Origin of the sequence: Clostridium sp. SM-530-WT-3G, from assembly GCF_012843905.1 — a bacterium.
Classification (GTDB): Bacteria; Bacillota; Clostridia; order Clostridiales; family Clostridiaceae; genus Clostridium.
In genome coordinates, this window is the sequence record NZ_JABAGC010000020.1 from 37,887 (window position 1) to 54,062 (window position 16,176).

15 protein-coding genes, 1 pseudogene and 1 riboswitch are annotated in these 16,176 nt (G+C 27.4%); of the genes and pseudogenes, 14 read left to right on the plus strand and 2 right to left on the minus strand.

Annotated features, from left to right (window positions below; all coding sequences use genetic code 11):
- The 8 genes and pseudogenes from HF850_RS08880 to HF850_RS08915 all read left to right on the plus strand — a co-directional run bounded on the left by HF850_RS08880 (position 1) and on the right by HF850_RS08915 (position 8,511).
- The gene (locus HF850_RS08880) at positions 1-1,011 is read left to right on the plus strand and encodes a dipeptidyl-peptidase IV (RefSeq protein ID WP_169105082.1); all 1,011 of its coding nucleotides are present in this window, start codon (positions 1-3) and stop codon (positions 1,009-1,011) included.
- Between the two features lie 394 nt (positions 1,012-1,405).
- Positions 1,406-3,157, plus strand: a complete 1,752-nt coding sequence (locus HF850_RS08885; protein ID WP_169105083.1) for a 1-deoxy-D-xylulose-5-phosphate synthase — start codon at positions 1,406-1,408, stop codon at positions 3,155-3,157.
- A gap of 218 nt (positions 3,158-3,375) precedes the next feature.
- Positions 3,376-3,912: a VanZ family protein gene (locus tag HF850_RS08890; RefSeq protein ID WP_169105084.1), complete on the plus strand. Its 537-nt coding sequence runs from the start codon at positions 3,376-3,378 to the stop codon at positions 3,910-3,912.
- Entirely contained in the window at positions 3,881-5,860 is a 1,980-nt protein-coding gene (locus tag HF850_RS08895; RefSeq protein ID WP_169105085.1) for an ABC transporter ATP-binding protein/permease, read from the plus strand. Before HF850_RS08890 ends, HF850_RS08895 begins: the two co-directional genes overlap by 32 nt.
- Positions 5,841-5,972, plus strand: a pseudogene (locus HF850_RS08900) (ACT domain-containing protein); the annotation flags it as partial. The gene HF850_RS08895 and the pseudogene HF850_RS08900, both read left to right, overlap by 20 nt.
- Before the next feature lie 146 nt (positions 5,973-6,118).
- Entirely contained in the window at positions 6,119-6,763 is a 645-nt protein-coding gene (locus tag HF850_RS08905) for an L-threonylcarbamoyladenylate synthase (protein WP_169105086.1), read from the plus strand.
- Between the two features lie 164 nt (positions 6,764-6,927).
- The gene (locus HF850_RS08910; protein ID WP_169105087.1) at positions 6,928-7,821 is read left to right on the plus strand and encodes an EamA family transporter; all 894 of its coding nucleotides are present in this window, start codon (positions 6,928-6,930) and stop codon (positions 7,819-7,821) included.
- 186 nt (positions 7,822-8,007) lie between these two features.
- Positions 8,008-8,511, plus strand: a complete 504-nt coding sequence (locus tag HF850_RS08915) for a helix-turn-helix domain-containing protein (protein ID WP_169105088.1) — start codon at positions 8,008-8,010, stop codon at positions 8,509-8,511.
- Here the strand turns inward: HF850_RS08915 and HF850_RS08920 are convergent, their stop codons facing one another.
- Positions 8,512-8,772, minus strand: coding sequence for a zinc ribbon domain-containing protein (locus HF850_RS08920; RefSeq protein WP_169105089.1), 261 nt, complete (start codon positions 8,770-8,772; stop codon positions 8,512-8,514).
- A gap of 222 nt (positions 8,773-8,994) precedes the next feature.
- On the opposite strand from HF850_RS08920, the gene HF850_RS08925 reads away from it, so the two are divergent.
- On the plus strand, positions 8,995-9,255 hold the full coding sequence (locus HF850_RS08925) for a GNAT family N-acetyltransferase (RefSeq protein ID WP_169105090.1): 261 nt from the start codon (positions 8,995-8,997) through the stop codon (positions 9,253-9,255).
- A gap of 107 nt (positions 9,256-9,362) precedes the next feature.
- Here the strand turns inward: HF850_RS08925 and HF850_RS08930 are convergent, their stop codons facing one another.
- A complete protein-coding gene (locus HF850_RS08930; RefSeq protein WP_169105091.1) occupies positions 9,363-10,253 on the minus strand; it encodes an AraC family transcriptional regulator in 891 nt (296 codons plus the stop codon).
- Positions 10,254-10,377: 124 nt separating this feature from the next.
- Here HF850_RS08930 and HF850_RS08935 point away from each other — a divergent pair, with 124 nt between their 5' ends.
- From HF850_RS08935 to HF850_RS08955, 5 genes are all read left to right on the plus strand, one after another.
- On the plus strand, positions 10,378-10,761 hold the full coding sequence (locus HF850_RS08935; RefSeq protein WP_169105092.1) for a CidA/LrgA family protein: 384 nt from the start codon (positions 10,378-10,380) through the stop codon (positions 10,759-10,761).
- Positions 10,762-10,785: 24 nt separating this feature from the next.
- Positions 10,786-11,478: an LrgB family protein gene (locus HF850_RS08940; RefSeq protein ID WP_169105093.1), complete on the plus strand. Its 693-nt coding sequence runs from the start codon at positions 10,786-10,788 to the stop codon at positions 11,476-11,478.
- 296 nt (positions 11,479-11,774) lie between these two features.
- Positions 11,775-11,860, plus strand: a riboswitch (cyclic di-GMP riboswitch).
- A 347-nt stretch (positions 11,861-12,207) separates the two neighbouring features.
- Complete coding sequence (locus HF850_RS16145; RefSeq protein ID WP_169105094.1) at positions 12,208-14,172, plus strand: GGDEF domain-containing protein; 1,965 nt, start codon at positions 12,208-12,210, stop codon at positions 14,170-14,172.
- 415 nt (positions 14,173-14,587) lie between these two features.
- Positions 14,588-15,043 carry a hypothetical protein gene (locus HF850_RS08950; protein ID WP_169105095.1) on the plus strand — a complete coding sequence of 152 codons (456 nt, stop codon included), beginning with the start codon at positions 14,588-14,590 and terminating at the stop codon, positions 15,041-15,043.
- A gap of 206 nt (positions 15,044-15,249) precedes the next feature.
- Positions 15,250-15,879 (plus strand): class I SAM-dependent methyltransferase, encoded by a 630-nt coding sequence (locus HF850_RS08955; protein WP_169105096.1) that lies wholly within the window; start codon positions 15,250-15,252, stop codon positions 15,877-15,879.
- Positions 15,880-16,176 lie beyond the last annotated feature (297 nt).

The window sequence follows — 16,176 nt, forward strand, 5'->3', positions numbered from 1 at the left end:
ATGAAAAAATTAATTATTGCTTGGACTATATTTGGTTTAATATGTGAATTTGGAATTTTATATACATTAGATAAGTTTATCTTAATTGATTCATATGATTTTCAGGTTACTGAAGTAAAGGAAGCGCCAAAGGAAGTAGCTGATATAAATACAGTGGTAAAGGAAAGTGCTGAAAATATAAGTTTATCTTATAGTGGCAAATATATAGCTTATAGGGATGGTAATTCCTTATGCATAGAAGATACTAAGAATGGAGCAATTAATAAAGTTCCTTCACAAAATAAGATTATGTATTATAAGTGGTTAGAAAATAGAAATATAATTGCATTTGTAGAAATGAATGAAAATGGAGAAATTCTACTTGAAACATATAATCCGGCAGATTCATCTAAAGCTTTTGTACAGGAAATATGTGATTATACAAAAAATATTAAAGTTGAAAACATGGCTACATCTGTTCTTACAAATGTTTATTATGTAGACATAAGGAGGGGGGATTCAAAAGGCTCTGTATATAGAATAGATAGAAATAATGATATTAATAAAGTGAATATTAGAGCTGAAAATTTAGGGAATATGAAGACAATACCCCATGAAGATCGTTTAATATATGAAGATAAATCAAATGGAAAATTCTTTATTACAAGTCCAAATGAAGAGCTTAAATTTAATGTGGACAGCCCGATGTCATTACTAGGAATAGATAAAAATGATGTAATATATATGGGACAATTAAAAGAAGATAAAGTAGTAAGTATATTGTACGGAAAAATAAGCGAAAACACTTCTAATTGGAAGACAAAAACATTAGAAGAACCAGTAAAAGCATCTGATATATATTTTAATGATAAAAGTGAAATTATAGTTAATAATGAATCTAAAAGTTCTGTGAAAAATCTAATGACTGGAAAGGAAATAGAATATATTGGAACATTTATACAAGTTAATAATGATTTTGTAGCAAGTATCGATAATGATAGAAAATTAAAATGTATAAAATTGAATAATTAGCAATTAGAAACATACTATTTATTTTAAAAAATCTTATAGACTAATAATATTACTGACATATATGCTACAAGCACAGAATATAAGAATGACAGATTAAGCAATTAATACAAGTATAGGCGGTAAATCAAATACAGATAATAATAGAGAAAGTAATGAGAAAGTAGATAGTAATAAGATTTTATCTAAAGTATTGTGTGTGAAAGTTAGTTATAAAATTATATTGTGGTAAGGAATACAGAATAAGTTTTCATAAAAAAGTAGTAAAAGATTACATTTGGATTTGGAAAAAATATGCCTTGACTTATTGTTATACTTAGAGTTTTAATAGTATTTACACAAAACTTATTAGAAATTTATGAGAAACATATAAAGATAATATAAGGAGAATTTAATTATGTATTTAGAAAATATAAACTCACCAGAAGATTTGAAAAAATTATCATTAGATGAATTAAATGCATTAAGCTCAGAAATGCGTGAAACATTATTAGAAAAGCTAAGTGCACATGGTGGACATATTGGTCCTAATTTAGGTACTGTTGAATTAATTATAGCAATGCACTATGTATTTAATTCACCAATAGATAAATTCGTATTTGATGTTTCTCACCAAAGTTACGTTCATAAGATGATTACAGGAAGAAGAAAAGCTTTCATGGAAAAGGAAGCTTATGATGAAGTTTCAGGATACACTAATCCAAATGAAAGTGAACATGACTGGTTTAACATAGGTCACACTTCAACATCTATAAGTCTTGCATCTGGTCTTGCAAAAGGTAGAGATTTAAAAGGCGACAAGGAAAATATAGTTGCTGTAATTGGAGATGGTTCTTTAAGCGGTGGAGAAGCATTTGAAGGTTTAAATACTGTTGCTGAAATTGGAACAAACATGATTGTAATAGTTAATGATAATGATATGGCTATTGCAGAAAATCATGGTGGACTTTATAAGAACTTAAGAGATTTACGTGAATCTAATGGAACTACACCTTGTAACTTCTTCAAGGCTATGGGATTTGAGTATTATTATGTAGGAGAAGGTAATAATGTAGAAGCTCTTATAGATACATTATCAAAGGTTAAAGATGTAGATCATCCAGTACTTGTTCATATACATACAATAAAAGGTAAGGGATATGAGCATGCAGAAATTAACAAAGAAATGTGGCATGCAGGTGGTCCTTTTGATAGAGAAAAGGGAGAATATTTACGTAAAATGCCAGCAGAAACTTACACTTCAAAAACTGCTGAATTCTTAATGGATGCAATTAAGAAAGATCCTACAGTAGGTGTTGTAAATGCTGCAACTCCAGGTGCTTTTGGATTTAGAAAACCTTGGAGAGATGAAGCAGGAACACAATATGTAGATGTTGGGATAGCTGAAGAACAAGCAGTAGCAATGGTTTCTGGTATGGCTAAGAATGGTACAAAACCAGTATTATGTATATTAAGTACCTTTGCTCAAAGAACATATGACCAGTTGATGCAAGATTTATGTCTTAACAACAATCCAGCAGCAATTCTTAATTATGGTGCTTCAGTATATTCAATGAATGACGAAAGCCATTTAGGTTTCTTTGATATTGCAATGATGAGCAATATTCCAAACCTTGTATATCTTGCACCAACTAGCATAGAAGAACATTTAGCTATGGTTAAATATGCAATGGAACAAACAGAACATCCCGTAGCAGTACGTGTACCAGCAGGTCCAATCGTATCAACTGGAAAAGAAGATACAACAGATTACAGCATCTTAAATAAATTTGAAGTTACAAAAGAAGGTAAAGATGTTGCTATAATAGGACTTGGTAACTTCTATAAAATTGGAGAAGCTGTATCAAACAAGTTAAGTGAAGAGGGAATAAATGCAACATTAATCAATCCTAAATTCATAACTGGATTAGATGAAGAATTACTAAATGATTTAAAGAAAAATCATAAAATGGTAATCACTTTAGAAGATGGAATCTTAGAAGGTGGATTTGGTCAAAAGATTGCAAGCTTCTACGGGCCTTCAGATATGAAAGTTAAAAACTACGGTATTAAAAAATCATTCCCAGATAGATATGTTGTAGAAGAATTATTAAAGGAAAATGGAATTTCTGTTGAACAAATTATAGATGATATAAAGAAAGAAATTTAATTAGGCTAAATACAAGAGCTTTGAAGTAATATTGAATTGCTTCAAAGCTTTTTGTTTATTGTTAAGTGTTTATTCAATGATTATAAAAAATATTTTTAAAATTATATTTACCTTAAAAAATATTAAGGTAAATAATGGTGTTATTAATTATTTTGTCATATTTAGCAATTAAGTTAATGGTATAATAAATGTATTATTATACTTAAATGGAGGTAAAAATGAATAAAAGGAAAATATTTATATTTGCATGTGTATTTTGTGTTTTATTTATATTTTTTAACTCAAGTCAGGTATCCTCTGTTTCCAATGTAAGAAGCAGGGGAGTTGTAAATGATATTGTAATGATAATATCAAAAGCTCCATTTGGAAAGACAATTTTAAACCATATTTCATTACAAGAGTTAAATTTGTTAGTTAGAAAGATTGCTCATGCTTTTGAATTCTTTTTACTCACTATAGCAATTTGTTGTGCGTTAAAGCATTTTAAGATTAATGATATAAACATTATAATATACTCATTATTTATAATTTTACTAATAGCAACTTTAGATGAATTCTTACAGATGTTTATTCAAGACAGAACATCTAGCGTGAAGGATGTACTTATAGATTTTTCAGGTGGAATTTTAGCAAATATTTTGTTTTATATTTTTTCCAAACCTTCTGGAAAGCATTTTAAAAGTAGTAATAAAAATTGGGCAAAGGAAAATTTGGTTGAGAGATATGAGAGTTTTAGAATTAAAAGATATAAATAAGTATTACAAAGTAGGTAAAAATAGAAATCATGTGCTTAAAAATATAAATATATCTTTTCAAAAAGGAGAACTTACAGCAATTATAGGGGAGTCTGGTAGTGGAAAATCAACACTTTTAAATATTATGGGGATGCTTGATTCAGAATTTACTGGACAGATGATTGTAAATAACAAGGATATAAAGAAGTTTAAGAAAAAAGAAATAGATGCATATAGAAAGAATAAGGTCGGATTTATATTTCAAAGTTTTAATTTAATTCCCCATTTATCGGTGTTGGACAATGTAGTTATTCCAATGACTTTAAATAGAGTAAGTAAGAAAGAGAGAATTGAAAAGGGCAAGGAAATATTAGAAAGATTGGGACTTGGAAAGGAAATACATAAAAAGCCTAGTGCATTATCAGGTGGTCAGAAGCAAAGAGTATCTATAGCTAGGGCTCTTGTAAATGATCCAGACATAATAATAGCAGATGAACCTACAGGAAGTCTTGATAGTAAGAATACGGATGAAATATTAAATCTTCTAAAAGAAGTAGTGAAGATGAATAAGCTTGTAATAATGGTCACTCATTCTGAAAAGGTGGCAAAATCGGCTGACAGGCTTATAGAAATAAGAGATGGTGAAATAGTTGGTGATACTAAGAAAGAAAAATTAGATTCAAGTAACGATTATACTGAACAAAAGTATTCAAGCAAATCTAAAGAAAAAAATAGAAGCTTAAGTTTAATATCAGCTATAAAATTATCTCTTATAAATATGAAAGAAAAGATATTTAGAAATATTTTAATTTCCTTTGGTACCAGTATAGGAATAATGAGTGTCATACTTATGCTTGCTTTTGGAAATGGGATAAAGACATATTTTAATAATGCTATGAATAGCTATTCTAACCCATCAGTTATAGAAGTCAGCATGAATGATAATGATGATAGCTTTAATGATGATAATGAGCAGTTATTTAATATGCCTAAAGTAAATAATGGGCAAGCATTTACAGAAGGAGACTTAGAAAAACTAAAGTCCTTAGATAATGTATCAGCAATAGAAAAAGGATATAATCAGATATCTATGGGGGCAAACTCTATTCAAAGTGATAAAGGTGGATGTAACTTAATGCGTATAGCAAGTATATCATCTATCCTTTTAAAAACAGGATTAACTAGTGGAGACTTTCCTAAAAGTGGTGAAGTATTAATTAATAGAGGAACGCTTGATAAGCTTGGATATAATGCTAATGAAATAGTAGGGAAAAAGGTTAAATTAGGCCTACTTATAGGTGATAAGAAGGTGAAAAACGATTTTATTATAAGTGGTGTATATGATAGCTATGGAAGTTTAAACTCAATGCTTAGATGTGTATTTTTAAATTATGAAGATTTAGAAAAAATATATAGTGAAAATAAAAGTACATTAAATCCTAATATAGTTTACGTTACTGCTTCAAATGATAAAGATGTAGATCAAGTAAAAAATACAATTAAGGAATTAGGTTATTCAAGTTCATCAGAAGAACAGATGACAATAATGTTTAACCAGATGATAAATATAATTACTTATGGATTATCAGGAATTGCAGCTGTTTCTTTAATAGTTTCTTCAATTATGATACTTGTAGTGTTATATATAAGTGTAATGGAAAGAACAAAGGAAATAGGAATTTTAAAATCAATTGGTGCAAGAAGAAAGGATATAAGAAGAATTTTCTTATCTGAAGCTTCACTAATAGGATTATTTAGTGGACTATTAGGATGTATTATTTCATATGGATTAGCACAATTTATTAATAAGTTAACATATAAGTCTTTTTCGATTAATTTAGTTTTAATAGATAGAAAGTATTTATTATATGGATTAACTTTAAGCATTACAATAAGCATAATAGCAGGAATACTTCCAGCTATGAAGGCTGCTACTGTAGATCCAGTAAAATCACTTAGAAGAGAATAAGATAGGTATATTTGCAGTTTCAACTTTTAATACAGATTATATTTTGACTAAGAAAGAAAACTTTAAAAAGGCAATAAATGTTCTTTCTGATAATGGATATAGCATAAAATAGTAAAATTAAAAAATAAATTTTGGTGGGAATTTCTTGAGATAAATTATTATAACATAAGTATTTAAAATTAATGCTTATGTTATAATTGAAAGAAAAAATAAAGATTATAATTTATGAAAAGAAATTTTACGAAAGAGGGGTAAACCTTGAAAACAGAAGTTTATAACATACAAAGTCTTGGTGATGAAAGATTAATAGAAGTAGCAGAGTGCATAAAAGGTGGAGGGGTAATAGCATATCCTACAGAAACACTTTATGGATTAGGAGCAGATGCATTAAATGAAGAGGCTGTAAAAAAGATATTTAAAGCTAAAGGACGACCAGATAATAAGGCTATTACAGTAATTACTGCCTCAAAGAATATAGATAGCTATGTTAAAGAAGTTCCCGAAGTAGCACAAAAGCTTATAGATGAGTTTTGGCCAGGTCCTTTAACATTAGTATTAAAAAAGAAAGATGTTATACCTAATATAACTAGTGCTAATTTAGATTCTATAGGAATAAGAATGACAAGTAATGAACTGGCAAGAAAGCTTGTTGAATTATCAGGTACTATAATTACAGCCACATCTGCAAATATAAGTGGAGGCCCAAGCCACGATAATATAGAAGGATGTATAGAAGATTTTGATGGGAAAATAGATTACATAATAGGAGAAGATAAAAAGAATATAGGAATAGGGTCTACAATAGTAGACTGTACAGTAAATCCTCCTGTAGTATTAAGACATGGTGCAGTGACTATGGAAATGCTCCAGAAAATAGAACCTAATATTAAAGTTTTAGATTAATAATATACTTTTATATTTTAAATATACAATATTCAGTTTCAGCAATTATCGTGTTAGTTACGTTAATATATTCATAAAAATGAGTAATTTATTTATTGATAAATGTTAGTATTAAATATAATATTAGTTATGGTTAATTTAATAAATGGGAGATAAAATTACTTATGAAAAAATCTTTAAGGTTAAAGGGAATATTTTTAGTTACATTTGGAACATTGCTTTGGGGTGTTTCTGGAACAACAGCTCAATACTTGTTTCAAGCTGAGAATTTTACACCAGAATGGCTTGTTACCACTAGAATGCTTTTATCAGGAGCTTTTCTTTTGATAGTATCAGCAATAAAAAGAGATAAAAATTTATTAAGAATATGGAAGAGAAAAGATAGTGTTATACGACTTATATTATTTTCACTTTTAGGAATGCTTGGAGTGCAGTATGCATATTTTGCAGCAATAAATCATGGAAATGCTGCTACAGCAACAATATTGCAATATTTAGCACCTATAATAATTACTTTTTATATGTGTATTCATAATAGAAAATTACCAACATTAAAGCAACTATTATGTGTGACTATGGCAATGCTCGGAACATTTTTGATAATTACAAAAGGAAATATGAATAGTTTATCCATTTCTAAAGAAGCTCTTTTTTGGGGAATTGTAACTGCTTTTGCATCTGCACTATATACTTTGCAGCCAGTAAAATTAATTAAAGAATATGGATCAATATGTACTGTAGGGTGGGCAATGTTAATAGGTGGAGTAGCTTTTTGCTTTGTTAATTCACCTTTTAACTGTACAGGCAATTGGACACCAAAATCTATTTTAGCAGTAGCTTTTGTAATGATATTTGGAACTATTATAGCATTTTCAGCCTATATGGAAAGTCTTAAATATATAGAACCATATGAAGCAAGTATACTTGGATGCATAGAACCATTATCAGCAGCATTTTTATCTATAATGTTTATGAATGTAACATTCAGCTGGGTACAGTGGTTAGGTACAATATTAATAATTGTAACAGTTTCTATACTTTCTGTTATGAAAAAATAAAGGTAAGCAGGCATATTTATGTCTGCTTATTTTTGATTTAGAAGAGTGTAGTATGTTTTAGGAATTAGAAAGATTTATATATAAAAAATGTTATAATATTTATGTTGGAAATATTATAAATAATTATATTGACTCTCCCCTAAATGGAGGTAATAAGATAAAGCTACAAGGAAGGATGTGAGGCATATGTACCGAATTGGTGAATTTTCTAAAATGACTAAAACAACAATTAAAACATTGAGATACTATGATTCTGTAGGGTTGTTAAAACCAGAATTTGTAGATGATTTTACAGGATACAGATTTTATACAACTAAGCAGCTTACAATATTGCATAAAATTCAGTCATTTCGTCAGATAGGATTATCTATTGATGAAATAAGGACAATTTTAAGTGGATCTAGTTTTAAATATATTTTAGAAAAAAGAAAAAAAGAGATAGAAACAGAAATATCTAATAGTACTGAGCAGCTATCCAGAATTGAATTTATTTTATGTGGGAAACAGGAGGAGATATTTATGAATTATCAAGCTATAATTAAGGAATTACCAGAGTGTATAGTATATTCTAAAAAGATGAATGTACCTAATTATGAAACTTATTTTAAAGTTATACCTGAAATAGGTGAAAAAGTTACAAAGAAATACCCAGATCTAAAGTGCAGAATTCCTGAATATTGTTTTATATAACTATTTTGCCCATCTCTTTAAATGTGGAAATGTTTCTTGCATCATTTTTCTAGCCTGATCTTCAGAAAATCCTTGTTCTTTCATGAAAGGAAGGCAAATTTCAATTTCTTCTTCCATAGTGACGTTAGGAGCAGTGAATTCACCATCTTTATAACAGTAAATACAGTAATCAGAATTTTTACTTCCATCTTTATTTGTTCCTAAGACTTCATTTGATTCCATTGGCATAGCACAGCATTGACAAAATGATTTATTTTCCATAATTAAAACATCCTTTCTTATATAAAATATATTTATGAAATTATTTTTTTAGATTATGTCCAATCTATGGAATAATTATACAATTTTAAAGCTGACATCATTCTGTCATGTTTAGTTATAATTATTTATATAATATTATTAAAAATAGTTTTCAATCTAACATAAAATTAGCGCATATGTGATTAGATAGAATTTATAGTTAAATAATAAAAATGAGTTTTTTTGCTTATTGTAGAAAAACCAGCAAATCCAAGCTTTATTACGGGAAAGACAGGTACTGTTTTAAATGTATTTACTAAGTCACAATACAGAAAGCATGCCATAGCAGGAAAGCTTATGAAGGTGATGCTTGATGATGCTAAAGATATGAATTTATCTTATGTTGAGTTGCAAGCTACAGATTTTGGGAAGCCTTTATATGAAAATATAGGGTTTGATATAGTAAAATCAAAGTATACTCATATGAAGTGTAATCTACAATAAATTATGGAAAAAATAAAAGAAATAGCATTAAAAAATTCTATATGCAAAAAAGAATGAAAAACCTATTAATAATAAGTTTTTCATTCTGCCTTATTATGTATAAATAATTATTTTAAATTATTTTTTATGTATCCTCTAGGAGTAAATCCAGTATGTTTTTTGAAAACCTGAATGAAATGGCTACAGTCGTTAAATCCAACAGATATAGCAATTTCAGTAATAGATTTATTAGTTTCTTTCAACATTTCAATAGATTGTTCTATACGGTATTTTAAAAGATATTCATATGGACTTATATCAAGTACCTTTCTAAACAATCTGGAACATTCAGCTTGGCTTATATGTGCAGAGTTAGATATATCATATAGAGAAATGTTAGCCATAAAATTATCATGTATATATGAAAGCATTAACTGCATATATTCTTGTTTTCGTACAAAAGATTTACTAGAGTTACAGCTATAATTTTTTACATTTCTAATGAAGTACAACCATATAGATTGAAGTCTTACAGCAATTTCATAATCTTTTGCGTAAACTTCTTCATCTTTACAAAAGTTACATAAATCTGTGAGCATTGATATTATATTTTTCTGCCATTCATCATCATTAGTAAGAAGAATTGCAGGAAGATTGTAGTTCATAGTAAAGGGTTGAACAAAATCAGACTCAAGCTTGCTTCCAGTTAAAATAGAAATCATTTTTGTAGGAAAGTTAATACTTACATATTCTCCATCATCGCTTATGTGATTTGTCATATGTAAAAGTCTACTATTTATAAATATGGCATTGCCAGATTTTAAATTATAATTTTTACTATTTACCATCATTGAGAGAGAACCTTTGGTTACAAGTGTAAATTGTAAATCTTCATGCCAATGAAGGGTGTGGTTTCCAGGGCCATGAGGTGGAATACATTCCTTTTTATTTATAGTAAATATTGCAAATGGAAAACGAGGATCTTCATATAAACCTTTTTCAGGTTCTTTTAAACTCATAAAAACCTCCAAAGTGATAAAATTATTATATTATTTAGTAAGTTATATATATAATATATAAAATAGTGTTGATATAATTATATTTTGTTAATGAAAAAATATCAATTAAGGAGAGCGACAAAAGATGAAATACTTGGGACAGATGGGTATTATTCTTGCGATTTCATTTATAGGTGAAATTTTAAATTATATTATACCTGTACAAATACCAGCTTGTATTTATGGACTTGTGATAATGTTCATATGTTTATATACAAAGATAATAAAGATAGATTCAGTAAAAGAAACAGGAACATTTCTTATAGAGATTATGCCAGTTATGTTTATTCCTGCAGCTGTAGGACTTATGAATTCATGGGGAGTACTTAAAGGAGTAATTTTACCAATAGCTATTATTACTGTTGTTTCTACAATAGTTACAATGATAGTTACTGGCCATGCTACTCAGAAAGTTATTTCTATTGGTGAATGTAAAGAATGTAAAAAAACAGATGATGAAGATAAATAAAAACGGGTAAAGAGGGAAAGACGAATGGATAACTTGATACAAAATTCAATCTTTTTTGGTGGAATTATAAGCCTTATAACATATGGAATAGGGGTATTAATAAAAAGAAAATTTAAGTTAGCAATATTTAATCCATTATTAATATCAATTGCTATTACTATTGCTTTTTTACTAGCCTTTAATATTGACTATGACAAATATTATGATGGAGCAAAATATATAAGTTATTTGCTTACACCAGCTACAGTATGCTTAGCAATCCCATTATATGAAAAGATTGAATTACTAAAAAAGAACTGGAAGGCAATTAGTATAGGGGTTATTTGTGGAGTATTAGCTAATTTTGTATGCGTATTTATATTAGCACGTGCATTAAAACTTGGACACCAAGAATATGTTACTTTAATTCCAAAATCAATAACTACTGCTATAGGAATGAGTGTATCAGAAGAAATTGGAGGAATAGTAACAATATCAGTTGCTGTTATAATAGTTACAGGTATATTTGGAAGCATGGTTGCTGAAGGAGTATGTAATTTATGTAAAATAAAGAATCCAGTAGCAAAAGGAATTGCCATAGGATCATGTTCTCATGCTATAGGTACATCAAAAGCTATGGAAATGGGTCAAATAGAAGGAGCTATGAGTAGCTTAGCAATTGTTATGACTGGACTTCTTACTGTTTTATGTGCGCCACTTTTTGCTCTATGTATATAAAAAAATAGAATTTCTGAAAATGCTGATTATCTACAATAATGTAGTTAGTCAGCATTTTTGTTTATTAATAATTAGATGGCAATGTATAATATGATTTATGTCGAAAAAAGTAAATATTTTTTAAAATATGTTACAATAAGAATAAAATATGTTACAATATGAATACAAATAGGGTGTATTTTTGTTAATTTTTGATTTAAATTAAAAGCAAATAGAAATATGGATGATAATACTATTTAGGGAATTGAAGTGCTATTATTAATTAGTACTTATATATAATGTACTTTACAATCTATACAATTTAATAGCAAAGCTGAAGAAATTCAGTGACGCAAAACTATAGGGGCTAAAGATATTTGAACTATGCTTGCCAGTTGCCGGATAAAATTGATTTGATTTTTTGTTTGAAAGTAAAGGCTTATGAAAATATAGTCTTTTTTTGTGTTAAAAATTATATTATTTTACATTTTAATGATACTAAGTTAAATATAAATTTTATTTGAAATATATATATAATTATATTAAAATAAAATAACAAGTGAAAAATGTGTCGGATTTTGTATAAAAATATATTTTGGTAAGTGATATAGAGTTTATTGTGATTGAATTATGAGAAAGTTGATATTATTTATCAAATTAATGCAATATAAAGATAATAGATAATTTTATGATTAATTGCAAAAAGAACCCTTTTGGATAATCTTTATGTGCTAAATTATGGAGGAATAAGTGAAAAATAATAAGAAAAAAATATATACATTATTAATTAGCTGTATTTTGCTTTGCACTGTGATTTTGGGAGGTGCATATTGCATTAGAAATTCCATTAAAAATATTCTTATACGAAGTTTATATAATAAAGTTGAATATTCTAAAGAGATTAACAGTGAACTTTTAATAAGTTATAATGCAAAGAATATAGAAAAAATTAATGATGGGAAAGAATTGTCTGCAGAAGATTACTTTTTGATAGCATATGAATATGGTTATATTAGAAAAAACCGAGAAGAAGGTATGAAATATTCAGTTATGTCTCAAGAAAAACAAAATAGGTTTACTAATAAATTCATTGAATTGTATAATGAATATTTAATGGAATATTATTATACTTACATACATAAGGATGATAGTATTTTAGAAAAAATAGATAATGAATTAAATAGTATGACAATTAAAGATTGGAATAAGTATGGTTTGTTACTAAATGCTAAATTAGGATTATATATAAATTTTGATGATAGCTTTGATTATATAATGAACAAAGCAGAAGCTATATTAAAAAATGAAAGTAAACTTGATGCACGTGTGATTGTACCGATTAAAGATACATTGGCTTCAATTTATAAGGGGAAAGGGTATCATGCAAGAGTAATAGAGCTATCCATGGAGATAGAGACAATATTAAATAAATTTAATATTGAAAATGGAGATATATATAAAGCAAGAGCACGACTTAATGAAGCAGAAATATATGCAAAGCTTTCAGATAATGAGAGAGCAGAAGAATTATTAATAGAAGTATTAGATATGGATATTAAAGATCATGTATTAAGGCATGATATAAAAGTAACTGCATTAAATAAACTTATAGAGATTTATCTTGTTGATGATAAACTTAATGAAGTGCCTGATTTAATTAATAAGTATAATTATATTGTGGATGTTAATAAGAATTATAATTCAGATATCATATACTATTTATCATTGTCAGAATATTATATGGAAAAATATGAAAAGGATAAATCATCTAAAGAGGATTTAAGTGAAGCAGAAAAGTATATTGAATTGTGTAAAAATTGTTTTTCGGGAAATTTAGGATTAAGATATGCAGATATTGATCTGTATGAGTCTGCATACGAAGCTTACTTGGAGTATCTTAAGGGCAATGTTGACTATGCTTTAAATAAATATACTGAAATATTGAATAATTTAACTGATAAAGATTTGAAAATATACGTTTTACAAAAAATGCAGAAGATATACAATGAGGAAAAAAGATATAAAGAAGTTAGTGAATATGAAGCTAAGCTTTTACAGGTTAAATATGAAGAGTCATTACTAGTCAACAAAAATTATTCGGAATATACTGTTGCAAAGTATGAAAATGAACTTGCTCTAAGAAGGATGAATAAAGAAAAAATATACAATTATATAAAAGGGTGCATTGTAATGTTACTATTGACTATAGTCATAGTAATTGTAATTATGAAAAACAGAGAGTTACGATATAAAAATATAACAGATAGTTTAACTAATATTAATAATAGAAGGTATTTTGATGAGGTGCTTAATAAGCTACTAGAAAAAAATAAAAATTTTTATATTTTTGTTTTTGATATAGATAATTTTAAAAAAATTAATGATACTTATGGTCATTTAACTGGAGATGAAGTTTTAAAAAGAGTTGCTCAAGTTTCAAAAGAAGTCATTGGAAGGAATGGAAGCATATTTAGATATGGTGGAGAAGAATTTGTTGTAATAGTAAATCCAAGAGATAAAAATTTTATTATAAATATGGCTGAGGATGTAAGAAAAAGAATAGAAAATCTAATCTGGGATAATGATATAAAAGTTACAATAAGTATGGGAGTTGCTGATAGTGCTGTAGAAAAAGAAAGAGTACTTGAAGTAGCTGATAACAGATTATATACATCTAAAACAACAGGAAAAAATAAAATTACTTTCGCAAGTTAATGTAAAATTAAAGAATATTATTATAAAGACACGTATAAAGAATGTTATTAATAAATAAACTTTATAGGTGTCTTTGTTTATTTCTTGAAAAAGTTTCACCTAAAGGGCAGTTTATCAAAAAGAAAATTACAACAAGGTTTATTAATCATAGTAATATATTAATGATAATTATAAATTTAGATTATTATGATAAATAAGATTTTTAGTACTATAACACAGGTAAAAGGACAATATGCGTACATTAAAGTATGATATATATTAAAGGAGAACTAAATATGAGGATGTTTTAACTTACATTATGTTAAGAGCAAGATTAATACCTGTAATATTAAATTACTTAAAAGAATTAAATACAGGACTTTTGATTGAAACTTCTAACTTTTAATATTTTAATAACTGAAAGGATAAAAGCTATATGAAAAAAATTAAAGAGTGTATTAAAAAAATTGAATTGAGTCGAAATACAAATGTGATTATGCTTATTATAGTAGGCACAATGTCAATGGGATTGATTTATCCTCTTATGAGCGAGGTAGTGGGATATGATATAAATTCATATTTGAAAGCTCTAGCGCTAGTATTTCCTATATATCATTATAAAATAGCATTATCTTGGTATTTTATACATGAAATAAATGATACAGATTTAGATGCTAATTCAGCTGATATAGCAGAGATATCACGTGTCGCTATGCCTGTAGGTGCATTTCTCTGTTTTTCTGCTTTTGGTAAAGTAGGTATGTATAAAATGATATGGATGACTTTAGGAGCAGTGGGGGTAATTATGTCTGTGGTAATAGATGGTTATTTGTACTTAAAGTACTGTGCTGGTAAGATAAAAATGAATGATGATTATTTTGATATTTATTAAACTGTTTATATATAAGATAACAAATCATATTAAAGTCCAATTAAGACTTTAACATGATTTCTTTGATTTTGCTATGTTTTTAATTAATACCTATAATTGAATAGTACTTAATAAGTGGACTATAATAATTTTATTCTTATTATTTATATATTAATAACAAAATAAAATACGAATCTAAAGATAAAATTATTAAAGGAAGTGTTTATATGTCAGAACTTTGGGAAACAATGTTTTCGGAAAATCAAGCAATGTGGGGATTTACTCCATCTACTATTGCTGTTGCTGTAGCGGATTATTTTGCGAAACATAATATAAAAGATGTTTTGATACCAGGTATTGGATATGGGAGAAATGCAAAGCCGTTTATTGATAATAATATGAATGTTACAGGAATTGAAATTTCTAAAACAGCCATTAGTATAGCAAGGAATCATGGATTTGAGAATAAAATTTATCATGGATCAGTATCAGAAATGCCTTTTGAAAATAAGTTATATGACGGCATATTTAGCTTTGCACTTATTCATTTACTAGATGAAAAAGGAAGAAAGAAGTTTATTAATGATTGCTATAATCAATTAAAACCAGGTGGATATATGGTTTTTGCATCTGTTTCCCCAAAAGCACCACTGTACGGTAGAGGTACAAAACTTGCTGAAAATTATTATGAAATGCCAAATGGTATAAAGCTATTTTTTTATGATGCTGAGTCAATAGAAAAGGATTTTAAAGATTATGGACTTATAGATTTTGCAGATATGGATGATATACATAAAGAAAATATAGATAATCATCCAATGAACTTTTGGGTGATAAAGTGTAAAAAAGCCATATAAATATTACAATGAACATGGATTTGTTGGTAATTCAAATATTTTAACATGGATATTAGGCAGGAAGCCTAATGATTTATCATCATTCATTTGTAGAGAATTAAAAAATAAAAATTGAGATAGTGTAAAGTACGCTATGAAAAATGATATTAAAAAAAATTAACAACTAAATAATCAATATAAGTAAGAATTAGTGAATTACTACCGAAATTTAGGCATAAGAAATAGGCCTCCGACGGCGCAGGCAAAAAACAAATATTGTAATTTTGATATCAAGAACACTTATTTTCCTGCATATTC